This is a genomic window from Chitinophaga nivalis (assembly GCF_025989125.1).
Lineage (GTDB): Bacteria > Bacteroidota > Bacteroidia > Chitinophagales > Chitinophagaceae > Chitinophaga > Chitinophaga nivalis.
Genome location: NZ_JAPDNR010000001.1, coordinates 3,423,360 through 3,442,381, shown reverse-complemented (window position 1 = coordinate 3,442,381; position 19,022 = coordinate 3,423,360). Strand labels below are relative to the sequence as shown.

The window sequence follows — 19,022 nt, the reverse complement described above, 5'->3', positions numbered from 1 at the left end:
AAGGCTGTCCAAAGACGACAATCTCAGGGGCTGTTTCCGACAATTATTTTATACCACTTCCGGTGGCGTACTTTTATCTTCAAACCGATCGCGATAGCAGCGCCCCCAGCTTTCCATGGCATCTACAACTCCCCCGAGCTCTTCGCCGAATGGCGTGAGATAATATTCTACTTTGGGTGGCATCACCGGATAAATGGTTTTGGCCACAATATCATGTTCTTCCAGTTCTTTCAGCTGTTGGTTCAATACTCTTCTGTTGGCGTCCGGAATCAGCTTCTGCAGCTCGCTGGGCCTTTTCACCCCTTTCCGCAAATAACAGATAATATAGGATTTCCATTTACCTCCCAGTACATCCATCGTTACTTCCAGTGCGCAATTATACTTTCTGGGTATTTTCCTGTTATACATTTGAGCTTGTTTATAGGGGTAAAATTATCACTATTCGATTAATTCACCCGTACTTGTTTTGCTGCATAGCTCCGCTCAACTTTGTGGTGTAAAAAATCAATAGGATGAAAGCAGTAAGAACAGCACAGACAGGGATCGCTCATTTAGCCGTAACAGACCTCCCCAAGCCCGTGCCACAGGAACATGAAGTACTCATTCGGATCAAAGCCGTTTCGCTCAATTACCTGGATATTATTTTAGCCAACGGCGATTTCGGCGCAGCGTTACCCATGCCTTATACACCAGCCTCTGATGGCGCCGGGATTGTGGAAGCAGTGGGGACACAGGTAACTACCTGGCAGCCGGGCGACCGCGTAGCCATTCACTATGTACAACGGTGGATCAGTGGCAACGTCAACGCCTATACCAATGCTGTGCGCGTGGCCTGGCAAACACAGGGCGTGCTGGCCGAATATGTATGTATTCCGGCATACGGACTGGTAAAAATACCGGCCTACCTCACCTATGAAGAGGCGGCGACCTTACCCATTGCAGGCCTCACGGCCTGGGAAGCGCTCATCAACCAGGCCGGCCTCCGTATTGGTCAGACCGTGCTGACACAAGGTACCGGCGGCGTTTCCATCTTTGCCCTGCAACTGGCCAAAGCGGCAGGTGCACGCGTCATAGCCACCACCAGCTCCGATCAGAAAGCGGAACGGTTGCTGCAACTGGGAGCAGACCACGTGATCAACTACCATACCTATCCGGAGTGGCCCGATGAAGTAAAAAAATTAACGGCCGGGGAAGGAGTGGATATTACCCTGGATATTGCCGGTACAGCTACAATAGATCGTTCCATCCGGTCTGTTAAACCACATGGCTTTGTTGGTACCGCCGGATTTATTGGTGGCAGTACGATTACCCTGGACATTACCCGGCACCTGAATCTGAATTTCACGCGCATACAAGGCTTTGCGGTAGGCAACCGGGAGAGTTTTGAAGCAATGATAAAGGCAATGGAAGTCACACAATTGCATCCTGTTATAGACCGTGTATTTGCCCTGGAGGAGGTGCAGGCCGCCTATCAGTATGTAGCGGATGGTAAACATCTGGGAAAAGTAGTGATTACCTTGTAACCAACGGGGTATTTATACAAAAGGTGAAAACAGACCGCAGCCTGCTTTCACCTTTGTACTTATTTTTATCGGATCGATTATGCTTCTTCGATCACTTCGATAGATAAAATTTTATCGCCCTGACGGATATCATCCACTACGTCTACGTTCTCGATTACTTTACCAAAGCAGGTATGATTACGATCCAGGTGAGCAGTGTTTTTGCGGCTGTGGCAAATGAAGAACTGGGAGCTCCCGGTATCACGACCCGCATGCGCCATAGACAATACGCCACGATCGTGGTACTGGTTGTCGCCGGTCAGTTCACATTTGATTCTTGTGCCGGAACCACCTGCGCCAGTGCCGGTAGGATCGCCACCCTGTACTACGAAATCAGGAATCACCCGGTGAAAAGTTACGTTATTGTAGAATCCTTCTTTGGCTAATTTGAGGAAGTTAGCTACTGTATTTGGTGCGTCTTTATCAAAGAACTGCACGGTCATATCCCCTTTCTCGGTTTTTATAATTGCTTTACTCATGGGTATTATTTTAAAACGGAGCAAATGTAAGTATTTTTTTCAAAGTCCGGCTACCCCTGATTTTTCAGGCAGATGCCCAACAGGTATATCTTAGCACGCGATCGGGCGGATGACAACACCCGGTATTCATCTACCTAAAAACAAATACATTACACCAAATAAAAATATTATATAATCGGCGCCGGTTTGCCACATCGGATACGGCACCCATCAGCCCGTAAGCCCCCTTTATTGTTCATAGGCACGCTCCAGCGCTGCAATGTCTATTTTCGTCATTTGCATCATGGCTGCCATCACGCGGCCGGAACGTTCCCCGCCCCCCTGCAGCAACGCGCCCAGTGCTGTGGGAATTACCTGCCACGACAGGCCAAACCTGTCTTTCAGCCAGCCACAACGCCCTTCTTCCCCACCGGCAGACAGCTGTGTCCAAAGATGATCTACTTCATCCTGGGTTTCGCAGCTGATGAAAAACGAAACAGCCGGGGTAAAACTAAAAACCGGACCGCCATTCAGCACCATAAATTTCTGGCCATTGAGCAGGAAGGTGGCGGTCATAACGGTATTTTTAGGCCCGGGACCATTGTCGCCGCTACGGATTACATTCAGGATCTGCGCATCTTCAAAAACGGAAGTATAAAAATTCATCGCTTCCTCTGCATTGTTATCAAACCACAAAAACGGTGTGATCGTTTGCATATGATTGTATTTGTTGTAAAGAAATAATGATTCCCGTAATACCTTTACGGCTATACGTATTTCGCCGTAAAAGGTACCGGTTTTTGCCGGTATTCTGCAAATCTTCACCCAAGATTTATTCCTGCTGTCCCCCTGCAATTTATCCTGTTTCAAAAATAACATTTCCTGTTTTGGGCTTAACAGCCCTTTAACGCGGCGCCGGTTATTTTTGAAAAAAAACATTACATGCATAAACTGCTACTCTCCCTTGCCTGCCTGTTTTTCACGTATGGATCATCTGCACAAAAAGCCCTCACCCGCACCTATACACCGGCCCAATGCAGCACGGTGATCCACAAAGCCACCCGCCTGCTGAGTCGTTATCAACCAGGTGTTTACCGCTATCATTCAAAAGCTTCCTTTGACCAGTATGCCGATTCCCTGCTTGGCACGATAAAAACACCGCTTTCAGAACTGGCATTATACCGGAAACTGAAACCGCTGGTGTCGCGCATCGGCTGCCTGCATACAGACCTGACCAGTGCCGTACACTATAAACATAGCCTGCGCAACTCTCCCAGCCTTATTCCCCTGCAATTATACTTTGAAGGCAACCGCGCTTTTGTGATTAAAAACTATAGTGCTGATAAGACGATTATACCAGGTGATGAAATCACGCATATCAACGGACAAAGCATACCTGCCCTGCTACAAATACTGTTGCCGGCCATTCCATCTGATGGTTACAACCTTACCATGAAATACCTCGCGCTGTATCATCAGTTTCCTTCCTGGTACCGGTCTTTCGTGGCAGTAGATACCAGCTTTACCCTCACGGCTATACGCCGGTCGCAATCCTTCACCAGCAAGCTGGCCGGCGTATTGGAAAAGGATCTCGTCAGCGATGGCTTCCTGCGTCCCTTCCGGTATCCGCAGCAACTGGCTTTTCAGATCACAGATCAAACCGGCTACCTGACTATACATACCTTTGCGCAGTCCGACATCAAAAAAGGCGGGCAGGATTTCCATCGCTTCCTCCAACAGGCATTTGATAGCCTGCAGGCGCAAAATATCCGGGACCTGGTGATAGACCTCCGTTACAATACCGGTGGGTCCGACACACATGCTGCTTATTTCAGCCGTTACTTCTTTACGCAACCCTATCGTTACTGGGACCGGATTGAAGTGACGCCGCAACTGGCCAAAAAAATCAAAGGCCTGGCCCGTATCTGGTACCGGTCACCGGTACTACAGGACAGTACCTGGCGCTGGCAAAAGGCGAAGACGGTACACGATTTCGACTTTTATGAATGGCAATCACCGGCAGCACATCCTTATGCCGGTAAAGTATATGTGTTGATAAACGGATTTTGTATGTCGTCCTGTGCAGACCTGACGGCTATTTTAAGCCATCATAAAAAAGCGGTTTTTATTGGCGAAGAAACCGGTGGCGGGTATCAGGGTAACAACAGCGGTATCATGCCGGGTGAAAATCTACGGCCTTCCGGCTTGGTGCTGACGCTGCCTTTACAACAATATTTCAATGCAGTAGATCCCACGATCAATATTGGCAGGGGCACCTTGCCGGACTATCCGGCGCCGATGACGGTGGCCGCGCTGCTGAACGGACAAGATCCGGCCATGGAAACGGCACGGTCCCTGATCCAGGCCAGCCGCACAAAAGCCAGCCATTGATTATGCCGGCGCTGATACCGGACGTATAATCATTACCGTTATACGTCCGGTATATTTTACGGAATTAACCGGTTTTCCTGTAACTGCCGGAATGTAGTCAGCATCAGCGCCACACTGTTACCCTGCATGTCAGCAAAACCATATCTTCTGGCTTTGTTGACATCAAAGAAGGCATCGTGTTTTACACCAAAAATGGCATCTCCGAAATGCCACTGTACCAGGCGTTCAAAGGGAATATCCTGCAGGTCATGCTTTGCTATGATTGCTTTCCATACGGGTGCTTTATCCGCCATGTAGGCAGCCAGTGAAAAAGGTTGCGGATCTTCGCAGGCAACGTCGAAGAAGCGGGCGAATACCGGCCATACCTGACTCCATCTGAACACATCCCCATTGGTGACATTAAATACCTCGTTCTTCGTATTGGTTGCTGTAGCAGCCCATTCCATGGCTTTGGCCAGCAAGGTGGCATCGGTTACATTGATGAGGGCATGGTACGCCTCCGGCGTACCCGGGAAACGGAATGGCACCTCCAATGTTTTACATAAGGTTGCATATACCGCAATGATGCTGGCCAGGTTCATAGGATTACCTACTGCCAGGCCAAATACGATATCGGGGCGTAAAGCGGTCCAGCTCCAGGCCTTCCCGGCAGCTTGTTTCCGGAGATAATCTTCCTGTGTGTAGTAAAAATTAGGGGGAAAATGTCTGGCATCGGTTTCCAGTGCCGGTGTTTTATAAATACCCAGATGAGCGCCGTATGCTTTGCACCCTGTACAAATGTGATGTGTTCCAGATGGGGCGCTATTGCTTCCATACCTGTTACCAGGTTTTCCAGCAAGGCCGTATTGACGGCGGTTTGTTCCGCCAGTGTGGTGCATTCCACGTAGGCGGCAAAAAAGATATGCGTCACATTGCGGAGAACAGCTGCCTGCTGTTGTACCGCACCCGGCTCCAACAGATTCATCTGCACATATTGTGCGGCCGAAGTATATCCCAGTTCAGACTGAGAAGTAATGATGACCTGCCAGTTACCGGATGCAAGCAGGTGCTGTGCCAGGGTACGACCGGTAATGCCGTTGCCGCCCACCACGAGTGCGGTCTGCTGTTTAGGTGTTGTTTCCATGCTGTTTTTTATTATTGTATTGATTTGGATATGCAAGATTAGCACTATCCCCCACAGGCATGAAATAGGTTGATTTATCGTTTCGTATAAATAAATTTATAGTTTTTCAGCTGACGGCCGGCAGACAGATCGCCTGCTTTTTTGTCCTTTCTGGCTATCCGTTTCGGACTTATACCGGGGAAAATCCCGGTACTTAATTACGCATAAAGGGTTTAATATTGTACTCACATGGATGCAGCAGATTAATCCATTCCGCTGCGCCCGGATGTTCATCAAAAAGAGATGATCCGCCTGTAGAAAAAAGTTATACAACGGCTGTCTCTTGCATCATAATGATAGTTAAAGGAAAAACAAAGTAATACAAACCCTCAAAATAACCGTTTATTGATGCGCAACAGTATTCCGGTCGCTTTGTCTTTTTCTGCGCAACACACTGATCCGTCTCTTCTCCCGCCTGGTAAGGCGGTAAAAGGCATTCTCCGCTGCTGATCGCCTTACTTTTCTTATCCGGTTCTATTCCCGGGTTAATCATTATTACCTGTCCGTTTATCCCTATTTCTTTCACACTTCTCACTGCGGCCTGTTTGCCTCAAATCCCCGCTGCTGCCTGCTTATCCCTATTCCTCCTCTCCCGCTGTTATTTTTTTATGTTGGATTAATCAGATAAATCCTACATTTAGGTAAATATTTACGTAAATACTTACCTAAATGAATGCAAATATCATCAACGAACTGGGAGCACTGGCAACAGGGGCACGCATGCGGCGCCTTTACGACAACCTGGCGAAAGATGCTGCCCGCATTTATGCCGCCAATGAACTGGAGTTTGAGATTAAATACTTCACCCTCTTCTACCTTATCAGCAAACGCAAACAAATTGCCATCATGGACATTGCAGCAGAGCTGAGTCTCACTCATCCTGCCATCATCCACCTGGCAAAAGAGCTGGAGAAAAAAGGCTATATCGAATCGGTCAAATCGCCGGATGACAACCGGAAACGCATGCTGCAGCTTTCTGCCAAAGGCAAAAAAAGCCTGCCTGCCTTTGAGAAGGTGTGGAAAAAAATGAGTCTCCTGAATGAGCAGCTCTTCCGGCAACAGCACCAGCTGTTGCAAACACTCGAAGCACTGGAACAGGAACTGGAGGAGAAGTCCTATTACAAACGATTCCAGGATTTATAAACACGCATATTTTCTATTTACAGTAAGTCAACTGAGTATATGACACAGCACCCGCTTCAACTACTGGACAATCCCGTATGGCACGCATTACAAACTACCCATCAGCACTTTGCCCTGGGCACGCCTGCCTGTAAAAGGTACCCCGCCACGGTTTTACCTTTTATGGGATATGATCCCGCTGCACCACAGGCACTGAACGATATGGCTCCCTGGATGCAACCCGATGAAAAAGTATTTATTGTAGGCGACCTGCCACCAATGCCTGCCAGCTGGGAGGTCACCAATCAGCTGGCCTGTTTACAGATGGTATGTGAACACCCCATCAGCAGGCCCGTTAAACATCCGGCGGATATGGTGCTGTTGTCCGAAGCAGACCGCCCGGAGATGTATGCTCTGATTAATCTGGTACAACCGGGCTACTTCAAAACCGATACGCCTTCACTGGGAGACTACTATGGTATCCGGCAGGACGGCAAACTGGTAGCCATGGCCGGACAAAGACTCCGGCTGACCGGTTGCGGTGAAATCAGTGCCGTATGTACACATCCTGATTATACCGGCAAAGGCCTCGCACAACAGCTATTGCAGCACCTGTGCTATCAATTATCAGCGCAAGGTATCCTTCCTTTCCTGCATGTACTGGCCAGCAATACGAGAGCCGTAGGATTATACGAATGGCTGGGATTTGTGACCAGAAGAGATATATTTTTTACACATGTACAATACCACGCCTCCACCGGCGGGTAAAACCAGGCATTTGCCTGTCTGCATCATGACCGGGAGCGATGCAGACAGGCAACAAATCCTGTCGTCAGGGGGCGGCCTCCGCATAGGTAGCGGCTATCTTCAACGCACCTACGTAATTGGTCATTGCCATAGCATCTGCGCCATAGATCCCCCATTTCGGATCACAGTAATCAGCATCCAACGTACGGGCATAATATCGTTTGGTACCATTGCTAAGGGTTTGCGGTACTCCATTGTACCAAAATTCAATAAAGCCAACGGTATCATCCCGCGATACTTTTATCCGCAGCACATAGCTTTGCCATGCATTCACCGTCAACGGTGTATTCCATAATTCTGTCCCGATTTTGCCGGGGGCAAAATGAAACAACCGCAATTTTCCGCCGATAGATTTAATGACAATCGGGAAATTCTGTTGCATATTACTACCATAGGCCTTCCACTGAAACACCGCATTGGTGGTCACATTCACGGGCATCACCACCTTGGAGCGCCAGCCCAGGTAAATATCACTTCCTTCCGCCGACTGATAGCCTTTGGCGCCATGTCCTTCGGTACGATGACTGCCGGATGGTTTATCAAATTTCCACACTTTGCCATAAGCAGGATCTGTTACGGCCGTAATAGATCCGCTGCCTTCAATATTCTGCACCTTCCATACCTTGCTGCTGCCCAGGGCGGCATCGCCATCCCATAGCCATGCGGCGGCGTTGACGGCAGCAGCGGTATTTTCTGTGGTGACAGTGGTGGTGTGTAATAAGTCTGTGTTGTTTTTGGTGCAACTGTTCGTTGTTAGTATACAACTGCAACAGGCGAGTGCCATCAGCACGTGGTTTGTTTTCATCGTTTGAAACGGGTTTAAAAGGGTTAAAAAAAGAAGGGGTCTACGAATATAATCAACCCTGCTTCCCAAACAGATATGATCTTACCCTATCCCGCTGCAATCTTCGCTTTTCCCGGAAAACCTGATGGCAACAGGCTTCCCGGGCACTATTCCTCCTTCACCATTCTTAAAAAGGCCACCATTTTTTTCTTTTGCGCCCAACATTATAATGTGCCGCAGCATTAACAGGGCGATGTTCAAATACACCGCCTTCCGGATGTAACAGCTGCCAGATATACTCCCATCCCGGGAAACCGCCTACGTTCCGGTCATCAATAAAAATATCTGCATGGATCTTCCGGCTGTAATGCCCGGCCTGTATCTCACCGGGATAATTCTCATTCACGGCATCAAACACAACGCCATGCTGCCGGCAATGTGCCACAGCTGCTTCCAGCGGTTTGCCCGTGCGCCATGTCCAGAGAATGAGGCGATGACCTTTCTGCTGCAAGGCCCGCAGCGTCGCGAATGCAAACAACATCTCCGGACCTATAGCCGGATAGGCATGTTCTACAATGGTTCCATCGAAATCTACCGCAATCATCTGCGGCCTGGCTGCAGTACGCATGTTGTTACAAAGTATAGATTATTGTACACCAGCGGCAGTCAGCTGCGCCGTAAGTGTTTGCTCACCTGGCTTCCAGCCACAGGGGGTGAGATCCGTGGTTTGCAGCGCATCCAATACGCGTAACACCTCTTCCACGTTGCGGCCTACCTGCATATCGTGGATACTCAGCCAGCGGATCACGCCTGCAGGATCAATGATGTAGGTAGCGCGGTAAGCTACTTTCTCTGCTTTATCCAGTATCCCCATGTCGGTAGCGAGCGACTTCGACGTATCTGCCAGCAAAGGAATACGCAGGGCCTTTAAGCCGGGATGGTGCGCCAGCCAGGCCAGGTGTACGTGTTCGGTGTCGGTGGATGCTCCCATCACCAGGCAGGATCGTTCCTGAAAGTGACCGGTTGCCGCATTAAAAGCGATAATTTCTGTCGGACATACAAACGTAAAATCCTTTGGCCACCAGAAGAGCACCAGCCACTTTTCTTTCGCCGCAGCAAACTGCTGATCTATACTGATCACTTCATAGCCATTTTCTCCGGGCACTACTGCTTTTTTACAGAAAGCGGGTAATTTGTCGCCTATATTCAGCGGACCTTGTCGTTCGGGGGTATTATATTCTTTCATCAGCGACTTCATGGAGTTGCACATAGTAGGTTACGATTTAAAAGATGAAGGATGATGGGAAGGCGGTATATCCGGTAGTCCCCAGCCAGCCAGCGGCAAGGCTGTACAACAGGGCCGGCCTGACTTTTTACAGAAATCCAGGTAAGCTACCGCCACGCGTGTAAGTTCCCGTAATGCTTTATGTTGTACGTACTGGCTCACCTGTTTGCTTTTCGACAGGGCTTCCATTTTTTCCAATGATTGCAGGAAATAACTTTCACTGCTTTCCAGGTCATTCAATTCCCAATAGCAATAAGCGATATTGTTGCAGGAGATGATATACAGTTCAATCACCGGTATTTCCGCCACCTGATACACAGTATCTATTTCCGTCAGTAATGTTTCAGCGGTTGCCAACGCCTGTTCATAATACGGAATACCTTCGGGGTACCGGTGGAGCTGACATAACCTGTTGCCCGCATCGGTATGCGTTTTCCAGGTATCTTCCTGTTGCAGGAATCTTTTTCTCATGGTGTTACAGATTTAGTTGCTGATGGCAGAAATCCCAGTTGACTACTTCCCAGAAGCCATCAATGAATTTGTTGCGGGCATTCCGGTAGTCAATGTAATAGGCATGTTCCCATACGTCGATGGTTAGCAAGGGTGTTTTACCGGCTGTCAATGGTGTATGTGCATCTTTCAGCGGTAATATTTCCAGGGCACCTTGCTGATTAAGTGCAAGCCACGCCCAGCCTGCTCCAAACAGTTTTACGGCGGCCGTAGAAAACTGTGTTTTAAACTGGTCAAAGCTGCCGAAGTCACGGTTGATCAATGTTTGTAACTGACCGGCTGGCTGGCCGCCGCCATCCGGCGACAAACAATGCCAGAAGAAAGTATGGTTCCAATGTTGTGCAGCATTGTTAAAAACCGCTGCGTCCTGCCGATCGAAACCTGTCTGGATGAGCTGCGGCACCGTCATCTCCGACAGGGCCGTATCTTTTACCAGGCCGGCGAGGTTATTAACATAGGTGGCATGGTGCTTACCATAATGATAATCGAATGTTTCTGCAGTAATGAATGGTCGTAAGGCATCTTTGGAATAAGGCAATTCCGGTAATTGTAAAGTAATATCCATGTTATTTGTTTTATTGCTTCGCTGGCGTACTGATGACATACGGTTGTTATAAATCGCCGGGACTAACCCGGCGATCTTTACCGTCATGTTACTGATTGGTGCAGTAACGGCAAAGCTCCGCCAACACGGCCAGACAAGCCTTGCATTACTTAACACTTATTAAAAATTCATCTCTACAAAAGTATAAAGTTAGATCAATCTAACAAAAATATTTTCCAGAATAGAACCTGGAAACAAAGAGGGATAATATTTGTATTTTTGTTGTATGTATTCCAAGACAGAAGAAAATTATTTAAAGGCCCTGTTTAATCTGGCTGGCAAAAACGGTGAAGTGAATGTGAATGAGCTGGGCAAGAAGTTAAACATCAAGATGCCTACTGTCAACAGTATGGTAAAAAAGCTGGCGGAAAAAAAACTGGTACATTACGAAAGCTATAAGCCTGTACGGCTGACAGAGAAAGGCAAAAAAGCCGCTGCGCTGATCATCCGTAAACACCGGCTCACTGAGATGTACCTGGTAGAAAAAATGGGCTTCGGCTGGGAGGAAGTACATGAAATCGCCGAACAGCTGGAACACATACAATCCCCTGAACTGTTTGAAAAAATGGATGAGCTGCTGGGCTTCCCCGGTGTAGATCCACATGGCTCTCCTATTCCTGATAAAAACGGTAAAATCACCTGGCCCAAAAGCAGCCGGCTCAGTGAAGTGCCCGCAGGAACGGTGGTAACACTAACCGCCGTGGCAGATTCTTCTGATGAATTCCTGAAATTCCTCAACAGCCGGGAACTAAAGCTGGGAATCAAACTAACGGTAACCGCCATTGAAAACTTTGATGGCACCATGACTGTACATTATCACCAACATAAAGGTGTTACACTCAGCCGGGTGGTATGCGATAAACTATTGGTAGCAGCCGTATAATGTATGAAATCAGGAACGGGCAACACTACCGCCATAGGCTGTCGCAGTGTTGGCCCGATTGAGGATAAACAGGTTCCGTCCATTTCTTTTAAAAAAGTTCGCCCGTTATATACACAGATAATTTAAAATTATTGTTGGCATCTGCTTTCGCATTCAGGATATCTACCGTGACGGTATGTGTTGTACCGGCTTCAATATTGCCGCTGATACTGAATGCATGCGACGGTACAACTTCCGAAGGACACCAGTTACGCGGACTCGAAGAAATATCATAACTCCGCATTGTATTAGGGCCACAGGCTACCTTAGATGAAAAAGTACCTACCTGCGTATTATCCCAGCTCACCTGATGCGTGCGATAAGTATACTCCTCTCCTCCCGAACCGGCGCCCCATGCCTGAGAGATGACCACGATCTTTGCATTCTTCAGACGCCGGGGTACTGTAATGGTTTTGTTCAGTGTACGTATATTGTTCCCTGCCGCATCGGCTATCCGGCCAAACTGTACCGCCTGTACGTAGGTCGGATTGTTGTTAACCGTGCCATTATCTGCCGTAATACTAAAATCTGCTGAAAAAGACCGGGGTTCATTCTTACCCACCCAGTCTGACTGATCCAGGTGTGTACCCCAGGCGCTCACGCCCACCCAGCAGGAATCATTACCAGTGAGCAATGCTGCCACATCTTTCAGATCGAACGTATAAGGTACTGACTTGATGGACTGATACCAATAAAAGAAAGGCGTTACATACAGGTAGCCAGTTTTAGGCGCATAGGCGTCTATCTTTGCTTTGGCGGCATCATCAAAAGTTACCTGGTTATTCAGGATGGCTTTCACCACAGAATCCCGCAGGAAAAATACCTGCCCATCGCGGTCATAACCATCTCCCTGCTGATATATCCGCAACTGTCCTTTGAGTGTAGCCGTAGCATCGGCCTTGCCTTTCAGGGATATCTTTTTTATGGCCACAGTGTTATTCAGGTAAATGACCCCGTTGCCATCTGTAAACTGCGCATTGGCATAACCATTGTAAAAATCAAGGCGGGAAAATACGGTTTCCTCATAGGTACCTGTGAGTTGCTTTGTGGTGGCTGCCACAGCACCGGTATCGGGGCGCAGACTTTCCATCCCTTTTTGTGTACATCCCGTGAGGAACAGGCCCACCGCCAGCCAGGAAAACAAACGAATACTTTTCATGATTTATATTTTGGTTAGAAAATAAAAATGGGAATAACCGTAGTGCTATCCGATGGATAACGGTCAACAATCAATATTTACCTTATAAGACAGATTGGAAAAACTAATAGACAAACCGGGTTACTGTTTCATTGTGCTCACCTGTTCTTACAAGATAACCAGGAAAAGTAAAATGCTGAAGAGATGTGAAAATAGTCCTGATAAAGGTGAAAAAAGTATAACCGCCTCTATGCGTTGCTAACGCACGGCAAGGCAAGCTTTGCGGGAAATGAGCGGCAATTTTTATTTTATTTTACGGGATAAAAAGTAACGTATACACTTATACGTTATTCCCTGCAAGTTGGATATATATGCTTGTATCGCCCTGTTACCGCTGGTGAAAAATCTCCTACCGTTCCTTCATTTTCTGCAGGATGCTTGTGATTTGGTTTTAATTTAGGAATAAATGTGCAGCCCTATACTGTACAACACGTTTCACCTGTAATTTAAACCCACATGAAAAAACAAAAACTCGATCTGAGCAAAAAGCTGTTACTTCAGAAGGAAGTACTTATTTCCCTCAATGCTGAAGCCAGCCAGGGAGTATTGGGCGGAGCTGCTTCCGTTCAGGAAATCTGCGTAGCACCATCCCGTCTGCGTCCCTGTGAGCCTGTCAGTCAACTCTCATCGCCTCGTTGCGGCCTTTGCCCGGTGTCTTTTGCTTCACCGGTACAGACAGATCCTTGCATTTGTATTCTCTAAGCTGTCGCTAAAATTGTTCTAGTCGGTGATGCCGCCTGCACTATTCGTGTAGGTTGCATCACTGATTTTGCATATCTACCATAACAACAAGCCTGTTTCCTACCCACTCTTTTTTACTATTCTCTCAGCTTTCCAGGCAGGATACCAAACCGCTTCTTGAAAGCCGCTGTAAAATGTTGCTGGTGCTTATACCCAATCATATCCGACACTTCCCCTACATACATTTTATGATCCAGCAGTAATTGCCGGGCCGTTATCATACGTAACTCCGTGAGGTAGTCGAACACGGTTGTATTAAAAAGCGCTTTGAAGCCACGGGTCAGCTTTCGCTCATTGATACCGACAGCAGCAGCAATCGTTGCAATTGTACAACCCGTATGGTAATGTGTGTCTATATAAGCTTTGGCGGCATACAAACAATCGATATCCGCTTGCTTCAATTGATGAGCAGTCTGGCCATAAGGCGCGTCAAATGCCGCTACCTGCAGCAATAACAACTCCAGCATCTTGGCTTCCAGGTGCAACGATTTCAGGTGGCCGCTATAAGGTGAATGACTCATCGCCTGAATAATATCCTGCATAGCCGGGGTAACCGGTAAATGATAGCCGGGCCATACATGTGCTTTCTTAGTTATCTGTTGCAGAAATAATTGCTGAAAGGTATTGCCTTCCGCAAACAAGTGGGTGAACTGTTCCCGGTTCATCCTGATTTCCAGAAAAGCGCCAGGGGCATCTGTCGGGTCAAAGGCTACTGTTGTCTGAAACCCATCATGATAACAGATGCTATGTTGCTGACTGTTCAGCCGAACGGTTTCTCCTTCAAATCTGTGTGCCGTTGCACCGGCCAGCCGGAAATGCATTTCAAATACTTCTTCCCGGATATCCAAGGCTACCTGTTCCTGTCCGGTCAAGGTATAGTCACAGCGGATAAACTGTAAATTCCGGAACGATACTTCCTGAAAACACATACGATTACCCCTGGCAGCGTAGGCCGACACGTCGTTGCTGATTTCGCGGTAGGCATCAAAAGCGGATTCCCGCAAGTCATTTCGTTGGATGTGTATCTTGGTAAATTCCATGTCCCGATTACGTCAGTTTTAGTCCCTGTTGCGTTAACACCCCCTGTTGTTTAAATCTTTCCTTTGTTCAAAATTACTTAAAAAGATGCTGCAGGAAATGAAGAATATACCCGACGTTATTGTCATCGGAGGCGGACATGCAGGTCTCTCCATCAGCTACCATCTACAACAACAGCAGATCAGTCATATGGTATTGGAACGCGGACAAATCGGTGAATCGTGGCACTCCCAGCGCTGGGATTCCTTTACCCTCAATACGCCGAACTGGATGAATCTCCTGCCCGGCGAAACAGCAGACAGCTACACAGATCCCGATGCCTTCCTCAGCCGGCAGGCCTTCCTCCGGAAGCTGCAGCAATATGTTCAACGGTACCGTCTACCCGTACATACCGGCTGCAACGTTACCCGGGTGCATCCATTACCGGAAGGTTTGTTTCATGTCCAGTATCAGCATATGCGCATTACCTGTGAAGTGGTGTGCCGGCAACTGGTGATTGCCTCGGGTATGATGAGCCGCGGGCAAACACAGGACACTACTTTTTTCCCGCCTGCCATCACCCCATACCATGCCGCTACTTACCGCCATCCGGCGCAATTGCCGGCGGGTAACGTACTGGTTATCGGCAGCGGACAATCCGGTTGTCAGATAACAGAAGAACTGGCGGCTGCCGGCAAAAAAGTATTTCTGGCTACCAGCAAAGTAGGGCGTTCGCCACGTTGGTATAAAGGCAGGGATATGATGCATTGGATGGTTCAAACCGGCTATATGGATATGCCCACTGCTGCCGTGCAGGATAGCAACATGCTGCACGCCCGGCAACCGCAGGTATCCGGTATTGGTGCTTACGGCCATACTATCAGCCTCCAATGGCTGCATGGGAAAGGCGTGGCTATCATGGGTAAATTTACCGGTGCAGATGCCACCCAGCTGTATTTCGATCAACAAGCTGCCGCGCACGTACACTATGCCGATGAGCGCTCGGCCCTGATGAAACAAATGGCAGATCATTACATCGCCAGCCAGGCACTTCCCGATGCCACGATCTTACCAGATGAAGCAGACCTTCCCGATCCGGGTGCGGCTTGTGTGGATGGCCGAACCGCGTTGCATATCGGAGACGAGAACATTACGGCGGTTATCCGCACCACCGGATTTGATACTGATTTTAGCTGGCTGCAATTGCCTATATTGAATGCACAGGGGCAATTGATACATACCAATGGTATTACGCCATTGCCCGGCATATATGCCCTGGGATTTCCCTGGTTGCGCAAGAGGAAGTCGGGGATTATTTATGGGATTGCGGAAGATGCGGCGTTTATTGCGGGAGAGATATTGAAAAACAGGTCATAAACGATCTGTATAGACCTTGTCCGCCTGTTAGAGAGGTGGACAGGGTTGTTATTGTATTTAACATTTATGATGCAATAGGAGCACTCCCATCATTATATTACCTGCTACTTTTTCTTATTGATGATTGCTGTATCAGATCTTCTCGCTAAAAAAATTACTTTACTGCACACCCAACAGTATCTGTTATTTTTGCGGGGCGATATCCATCGTATCTTCCATTAAAAACCGCTGCTGTAGTAACTGTGCGTTATATTTACTTTCTGCAGATTGTTCACCGGCGATTTTCTTTCTCCATATCCGAAACTCCGCCAGCATAGCCCCCCGGATCTCCGGATCAGTGGGTCCCGGGAAAACAGTGGATGCTGCGATTTCTTCGGAAGTATATTGCTTACTCATTTTCTCATATAATTCCATACGATATCGTTCTCTTTATTTAAACAGCATACTAAAAGCGGTACAGGGACCCGGTATCTTTTTCCCAACAGGCATTTATACTAAAAAAGACAATCTTTTACATACGGATAAAGGTGTGAAAAAAATTGACGACCTGTATGATTATTACAAAATTGTAACTGAATAGACCTGTCACTTTCCCCCACTAAAAAGTCGCGTTACCACCTGTTCCTCCTCCCCGATTCCGCCTACCTTTACCCTGTCTCATCCATTCAATACTTCGTTATGAAAAAGACATCCGCTCCCAGTCATTTACTACCTCAATCATTCACCGCTACTTTACAAAAAAGTCCGCAGCCAGGTGGCTGGATTTACCTGGTATGGCCCGAATCTGTTGCTTTCTTTGGTACCCGGGGCCTGGTGAAAGTACGTGGCACCATAGACGGCTATCCTTTCCGCAGTGCTTTTATGGCGCTGGGCGACGGCACGCATAAGCTGCCTGTAAAAGCCACCTTGCGTAAAGCCATTGGCAAAGCAGCCGGCGATACCGTTACCGTGCAATTGGAAGAACGACTATAAAGCTGATGGTTGTAGTGCCATCTGCGGGGTATATCCGGCCTGGAAAGCGTTGACCACCGATGCCGGTGTCAGTACGGTCACTTGCCCGCTTACAGGACGCGGCAGTCCAGGCAGATAACCGGCCGGCGTCCAGGGGTACACCCAATCACCTGCCACGAGACAAGGTTGTTGTTGCCATAGGATAAAGCAACCATCGGGTAAATCCCCCGCGCTATCTTCGTGTAAGATTTTTTCACCGGCTTTATTGATCCGTTCTGCATGCAGGATGTTATCTATTACCGGAAAAGCTACCTTTTCCGGTAATGCATATTGCGGATTGCCCTGTACCCAGCAAGACCGGAAACGGATAGCATCCTGACGACGGCATTCAAAACAGGGTCGATGTCCGGCGGCAAAAGCGGTGGCTTCATCCAGGAAAAACAATTCGGTATACCGGTTCGGCAACATAACGGTTCTTCTCCGTTCCTTGAATGCCAGCACACAGGTGATCCATGCTTTCAGCTTAAAAGCACGGCGTATATTTTTATGTTCATCATGCAACAAACCCCGGTTCCCCATCCAGGCGCCCCGCGCCGGTGTACGGATGATATTCCCCCAGGGATCTACCCGGTTTTGCAACATCAGTGACTGGATTTTAAAGCAGAAAAATAACGTATCTCTCCCGTAAAAAAAATACGGATTGCCCTTTTATTATCTTATTTTCGGGTATCACCAACTGTGAGGTGGTGATAGACCTGTTCATTAACCTAAAACATCGTAACCCACCCATAAAACCTTTTGCCACAGGTAGTTTCAACAGCGCAGCACATTCGCTTATCATCAGCAGACTACCGTTATTTGTTGAAGAGAAACAGCCGGTATGATCCTGCATCACATCGCAACAACCTTATCCTGCGGCAACCGGTGGCATTATCTATTGACGAATCATATTTCAACAGCCACATATGGAAACACACTATCAAACCGCGAAACATCTGGATTTCAGTCTTTTTTACTTTGGCAATGCAGATGTCTATGAAGATGAAAATGAGAAGTATAAATTATTAATTGATGGCGCAAAATACGGTGACCAACACGGCTTCACGGCAGTGTGGACGCCTGAAAGACATTTCAGCGAATTTGCGGGGCTATATCCCAGTCCGGCTGTACTGGGCGCCACACTGGCCGCCCATACAAAACACATTGGTATCCGGGCCGGCAGCGTGGTGATTCCGTTACATCACCCATTGCGTGTAGCGGAAGACTGGTCTGTAGTAGACAACCTATCCGGCGGCCGGGCAGGTATTGCCTGTGCCTCCGGCTGGCAAGCCAATGATTTCGTACTGGCCGCAGACAACTACGCCAACCGCTATGAGGTGATGTATAAAAATATCGCCAGCATTCAGCAATTGTGGAAAGGCGATGCCATTCCAGTCGCCAATGGCAACGGAGAGATCAAAGCTACCCGCATATTCCCCAAACCCTTGCAGCCTAAATTGCCGATGTGGATTACCACCAATGGTAATCCGGCATCCTTCCGTTATGCCGGAAAAGAAGGCTACAACATCCTCACCAACTTCTGGGGCAGCTCACCGGATGAACTGGGCGCCAACATTGCCTTATACCGGGAAGCTTACCAGGCAAACGGTCACCCGGAAGGACAAGGAAAAATTGTACTGATGCTGCACGCCTATATTGCAGCCAGCCGGGAAGCCGCCTATGAAAAGGCAAGAGAGCCGCTGATCCGCTATCTGCGGTCTTCCGTTGGCTTACTCAAACACAATGCCGCCAGCGGTGGCAGCGCTACCACTGCCGCAGCGCTTACACCGGAAGAAGAAGATAAAATGCTGGAATATTCTTTTTACAGATATGCATCCGGCTCCAGCCTGGTAGGCTCCCATGCCGATGCACTGGAGGTATTACACAAGGTGAGTCAGCTTGGGGTGGATGAAATTGCCTGTCTGCTTGATTTTGGCATTGATTACACCGCCATCATGGAAAGCCTGGATCACCTGACCGCTGTTAAAAACGCCTATCAGGACAAAGTGACTGCAAGCGTATCTTCCTCCATTGATTTTGATATACCCGCAGGTTTTTGATATAACGCCAACGGCTATATGCAATAACATTA

The 19,022-nt window shown here is 48.1% G+C and carries 22 protein-coding genes; 9 read left to right on the top strand and 13 right to left on the bottom strand.

Features of this window, described 5'->3' with window-relative positions:
* Nucleotides 1–48: 48 nt before the first annotated feature.
* The gene (locus OL444_RS13915) at nucleotides 49–408 is read right to left on the bottom strand and encodes a winged helix-turn-helix transcriptional regulator (protein ID WP_264732528.1); all 360 of its coding nucleotides are present in this window, start codon (nucleotides 406–408) and stop codon (nucleotides 49–51) included.
* A gap of 104 nt (nucleotides 409–512) precedes the next feature.
* Between OL444_RS13915 and OL444_RS13910 the strand changes: the two genes are divergently transcribed.
* Nucleotides 513–1,523 carry a zinc-dependent alcohol dehydrogenase family protein gene (locus OL444_RS13910; protein WP_264732531.1) on the top strand — a complete coding sequence of 337 codons (1,011 nt, stop codon included), beginning with the start codon at nucleotides 513–515 and terminating at the stop codon, nucleotides 1,521–1,523.
* A gap of 77 nt (nucleotides 1,524–1,600) precedes the next feature.
* On the opposite strand, the gene OL444_RS13905 is transcribed toward OL444_RS13910, so the two are convergent.
* Nucleotides 1,601–2,041 (bottom strand): peptidylprolyl isomerase, encoded by a 441-nt coding sequence (locus OL444_RS13905; RefSeq protein WP_264732533.1) that lies wholly within the window; start codon nucleotides 2,039–2,041, stop codon nucleotides 1,601–1,603.
* Between the two features lie 228 nt (nucleotides 2,042–2,269).
* Nucleotides 2,270–2,737 carry a VOC family protein gene (locus tag OL444_RS13900; protein ID WP_264732544.1) on the bottom strand — a complete coding sequence of 156 codons (468 nt, stop codon included), beginning with the start codon at nucleotides 2,735–2,737 and terminating at the stop codon, nucleotides 2,270–2,272.
* 225 nt (nucleotides 2,738–2,962) lie between these two features.
* On the opposite strand from OL444_RS13900, the gene OL444_RS13895 reads away from it, so the two are divergent.
* Nucleotides 2,963–4,411 carry a S41 family peptidase gene (locus OL444_RS13895; RefSeq protein WP_264732546.1) on the top strand — a complete coding sequence of 483 codons (1,449 nt, stop codon included), beginning with the start codon at nucleotides 2,963–2,965 and terminating at the stop codon, nucleotides 4,409–4,411.
* A 56-nt stretch (nucleotides 4,412–4,467) separates the two neighbouring features.
* On the opposite strand, the gene OL444_RS31940 is transcribed toward OL444_RS13895, so the two are convergent.
* Nucleotides 4,468–5,289 (bottom strand): Rossmann-fold NAD(P)-binding domain-containing protein, encoded by an 822-nt coding sequence (locus tag OL444_RS31940; protein WP_371878159.1) that lies wholly within the window; start codon nucleotides 5,287–5,289, stop codon nucleotides 4,468–4,470.
* Nucleotides 5,290–6,242: 953 nt separating this feature from the next.
* Here OL444_RS31940 and OL444_RS13880 point away from each other — a divergent pair.
* Both OL444_RS13880 and OL444_RS13875 read left to right on the top strand, forming a co-directional pair.
* A complete protein-coding gene (locus tag OL444_RS13880; RefSeq protein WP_264732552.1) occupies nucleotides 6,243–6,716 on the top strand; it encodes a MarR family winged helix-turn-helix transcriptional regulator in 474 nt (157 codons plus the stop codon).
* A 39-nt stretch (nucleotides 6,717–6,755) separates the two neighbouring features.
* Nucleotides 6,756–7,463, top strand: coding sequence for a GNAT family N-acetyltransferase (locus OL444_RS13875; RefSeq protein WP_264732555.1), 708 nt, complete (start codon nucleotides 6,756–6,758; stop codon nucleotides 7,461–7,463).
* A gap of 64 nt (nucleotides 7,464–7,527) precedes the next feature.
* Here the strand turns inward: OL444_RS13875 and OL444_RS13870 are convergent, their stop codons facing one another.
* The 5 genes from OL444_RS13870 to OL444_RS13850 all read right to left on the bottom strand — a co-directional run bounded on the left by OL444_RS13870 (nucleotide 7,528) and on the right by OL444_RS13850 (nucleotide 10,646).
* Nucleotides 7,528–8,307 (bottom strand): heparin lyase I family protein, encoded by a 780-nt coding sequence (locus OL444_RS13870; RefSeq protein WP_264732557.1) that lies wholly within the window; start codon nucleotides 8,305–8,307, stop codon nucleotides 7,528–7,530.
* 166 nt (nucleotides 8,308–8,473) lie between these two features.
* Nucleotides 8,474–8,914, bottom strand: a complete 441-nt coding sequence (locus OL444_RS13865; protein ID WP_264732558.1) for a BT0820 family HAD-type phosphatase — start codon at nucleotides 8,912–8,914, stop codon at nucleotides 8,474–8,476.
* A gap of 18 nt (nucleotides 8,915–8,932) precedes the next feature.
* Nucleotides 8,933–9,556 (bottom strand): peroxiredoxin, encoded by a 624-nt coding sequence (locus OL444_RS13860; RefSeq protein ID WP_264732560.1) that lies wholly within the window; start codon nucleotides 9,554–9,556, stop codon nucleotides 8,933–8,935.
* Nucleotides 9,557–9,562: 6 nt separating this feature from the next.
* Nucleotides 9,563–10,042, bottom strand: coding sequence for a tetratricopeptide repeat protein (locus OL444_RS13855; RefSeq protein WP_264732562.1), 480 nt, complete (start codon nucleotides 10,040–10,042; stop codon nucleotides 9,563–9,565).
* A gap of 4 nt (nucleotides 10,043–10,046) precedes the next feature.
* Nucleotides 10,047–10,646, bottom strand: coding sequence for a superoxide dismutase (locus tag OL444_RS13850; protein WP_307734857.1), 600 nt, complete (start codon nucleotides 10,644–10,646; stop codon nucleotides 10,047–10,049).
* A 265-nt stretch (nucleotides 10,647–10,911) separates the two neighbouring features.
* Between OL444_RS13850 and OL444_RS13845 the strand changes: the two genes are divergently transcribed.
* Nucleotides 10,912–11,568, top strand: a complete 657-nt coding sequence (locus OL444_RS13845) for a metal-dependent transcriptional regulator (RefSeq protein ID WP_264732564.1) — start codon at nucleotides 10,912–10,914, stop codon at nucleotides 11,566–11,568.
* An 88-nt stretch (nucleotides 11,569–11,656) separates the two neighbouring features.
* Here OL444_RS13845 and OL444_RS13840 read toward each other — a convergent pair whose 3' ends face one another.
* On the bottom strand, nucleotides 11,657–12,766 hold the full coding sequence (locus tag OL444_RS13840) for a peptide-N-glycosidase F-related protein (protein ID WP_264732565.1): 1,110 nt from the start codon (nucleotides 12,764–12,766) through the stop codon (nucleotides 11,657–11,659).
* A gap of 495 nt (nucleotides 12,767–13,261) precedes the next feature.
* On the opposite strand from OL444_RS13840, the gene OL444_RS13835 reads away from it, so the two are divergent.
* The gene (locus OL444_RS13835) at nucleotides 13,262–13,507 is read left to right on the top strand and encodes a class I lanthipeptide (RefSeq protein WP_264732567.1); all 246 of its coding nucleotides are present in this window, start codon (nucleotides 13,262–13,264) and stop codon (nucleotides 13,505–13,507) included.
* 116 nt (nucleotides 13,508–13,623) lie between these two features.
* On the opposite strand, the gene OL444_RS13830 is transcribed toward OL444_RS13835, so the two are convergent.
* Entirely contained in the window at nucleotides 13,624–14,586 is a 963-nt protein-coding gene (locus tag OL444_RS13830) for a helix-turn-helix transcriptional regulator (RefSeq protein ID WP_264732569.1), read from the bottom strand.
* 97 nt (nucleotides 14,587–14,683) lie between these two features.
* On the opposite strand from OL444_RS13830, the gene OL444_RS13825 reads away from it, so the two are divergent.
* Nucleotides 14,684–15,940 carry an FAD-dependent oxidoreductase gene (locus OL444_RS13825; RefSeq protein ID WP_264732571.1) on the top strand — a complete coding sequence of 419 codons (1,257 nt, stop codon included), beginning with the start codon at nucleotides 14,684–14,686 and terminating at the stop codon, nucleotides 15,938–15,940.
* Nucleotides 15,941–16,123: 183 nt separating this feature from the next.
* Here the strand turns inward: OL444_RS13825 and OL444_RS13820 are convergent, their stop codons facing one another.
* Nucleotides 16,124–16,336 (bottom strand): hypothetical protein, encoded by a 213-nt coding sequence (locus OL444_RS13820; protein WP_264732572.1) that lies wholly within the window; start codon nucleotides 16,334–16,336, stop codon nucleotides 16,124–16,126.
* Nucleotides 16,337–16,618: 282 nt separating this feature from the next.
* Between OL444_RS13820 and OL444_RS13815 the strand changes: the two genes are divergently transcribed.
* Nucleotides 16,619–16,912, top strand: a complete 294-nt coding sequence (locus OL444_RS13815; protein ID WP_264732574.1) for a DUF1905 domain-containing protein — start codon at nucleotides 16,619–16,621, stop codon at nucleotides 16,910–16,912.
* On the opposite strand, the gene OL444_RS13810 is transcribed toward OL444_RS13815, so the two are convergent.
* Nucleotides 16,907–17,533, bottom strand: coding sequence for a hypothetical protein (locus OL444_RS13810; RefSeq protein WP_264732577.1), 627 nt, complete (start codon nucleotides 17,531–17,533; stop codon nucleotides 16,907–16,909). The two genes, OL444_RS13815 and OL444_RS13810, sit on opposite strands and share 6 nt — an antisense overlap.
* Nucleotides 17,534–17,856: 323 nt before the next feature.
* On the opposite strand from OL444_RS13810, the gene OL444_RS13805 reads away from it, so the two are divergent.
* The gene (locus tag OL444_RS13805; protein WP_264732579.1) at nucleotides 17,857–18,990 is read left to right on the top strand and encodes a MupA/Atu3671 family FMN-dependent luciferase-like monooxygenase; all 1,134 of its coding nucleotides are present in this window, start codon (nucleotides 17,857–17,859) and stop codon (nucleotides 18,988–18,990) included.
* Nucleotides 18,991–19,022: the final 32 nt, after the last annotated feature.

Bases quoted from the DNA above. Each gene is read 5' to 3' on its own strand.
- OL444_RS31940 (WP_371878159.1), bottom strand. From the start codon at position 5,289: ATGCACCACACTGGCGGAACAAACCGCCGTCAATACGGCCTTGCTGGA.
- OL444_RS13855 (WP_264732562.1), bottom strand. From the start codon at position 10,042: ATGAGAAAAAGATTCCTGCAACAGGAAGATACCTGGAAAACGCATACC.
- OL444_RS13825 (WP_264732571.1), top strand. From the start codon at position 14,684: ATGAAGAATATACCCGACGTTATTGTCATCGGAGGCGGACATGCAGGT.
- OL444_RS13815 (WP_264732574.1), top strand. From the start codon at position 16,619: ATGAAAAAGACATCCGCTCCCAGTCATTTACTACCTCAATCATTCACC.
- OL444_RS13880 (WP_264732552.1), top strand. From the start codon at position 6,243: ATGAATGCAAATATCATCAACGAACTGGGAGCACTGGCAACAGGGGCA.
- OL444_RS13840 (WP_264732565.1), bottom strand. From the start codon at position 12,766: ATGAAAAGTATTCGTTTGTTTTCCTGGCTGGCGGTGGGCCTGTTCCTC.
- OL444_RS13835 (WP_264732567.1), top strand. From the start codon at position 13,262: ATGAAAAAACAAAAACTCGATCTGAGCAAAAAGCTGTTACTTCAGAAG.
- OL444_RS13820 (WP_264732572.1), bottom strand. From the start codon at position 16,336: ATGAGTAAGCAATATACTTCCGAAGAAATCGCAGCATCCACTGTTTTC.
- OL444_RS13900 (WP_264732544.1), bottom strand. From the start codon at position 2,737: ATGCAAACGATCACACCGTTTTTGTGGTTTGATAACAATGCAGAGGAA.
- OL444_RS13865 (WP_264732558.1), bottom strand. From the start codon at position 8,914: ATGCGTACTGCAGCCAGGCCGCAGATGATTGCGGTAGATTTCGATGGA.
- OL444_RS13850 (WP_307734857.1), bottom strand. From the start codon at position 10,646: ATGGATATTACTTTACAATTACCGGAATTGCCTTATTCCAAAGATGCC.
- OL444_RS13905 (WP_264732533.1), bottom strand. From the start codon at position 2,041: ATGAGTAAAGCAATTATAAAAACCGAGAAAGGGGATATGACCGTGCAG.
- OL444_RS13910 (WP_264732531.1), top strand. From the start codon at position 513: ATGAAAGCAGTAAGAACAGCACAGACAGGGATCGCTCATTTAGCCGTA.
- OL444_RS13915 (WP_264732528.1), bottom strand. From the start codon at position 408: ATGTATAACAGGAAAATACCCAGAAAGTATAATTGCGCACTGGAAGTA.
- OL444_RS13875 (WP_264732555.1), top strand. From the start codon at position 6,756: ATGACACAGCACCCGCTTCAACTACTGGACAATCCCGTATGGCACGCA.
- OL444_RS13860 (WP_264732560.1), bottom strand. From the start codon at position 9,556: ATGTGCAACTCCATGAAGTCGCTGATGAAAGAATATAATACCCCCGAA.
- OL444_RS13810 (WP_264732577.1), bottom strand. From the start codon at position 17,533: ATGTTGCAAAACCGGGTAGATCCCTGGGGGAATATCATCCGTACACCG.
- OL444_RS13895 (WP_264732546.1), top strand. From the start codon at position 2,963: ATGCATAAACTGCTACTCTCCCTTGCCTGCCTGTTTTTCACGTATGGA.
- OL444_RS13830 (WP_264732569.1), bottom strand. From the start codon at position 14,586: ATGGAATTTACCAAGATACACATCCAACGAAATGACTTGCGGGAATCC.
- OL444_RS13845 (WP_264732564.1), top strand. From the start codon at position 10,912: ATGTATTCCAAGACAGAAGAAAATTATTTAAAGGCCCTGTTTAATCTG.
- OL444_RS13805 (WP_264732579.1), top strand. From the start codon at position 17,857: ATGGAAACACACTATCAAACCGCGAAACATCTGGATTTCAGTCTTTTT.
- OL444_RS13870 (WP_264732557.1), bottom strand. From the start codon at position 8,307: ATGAAAACAAACCACGTGCTGATGGCACTCGCCTGTTGCAGTTGTATA.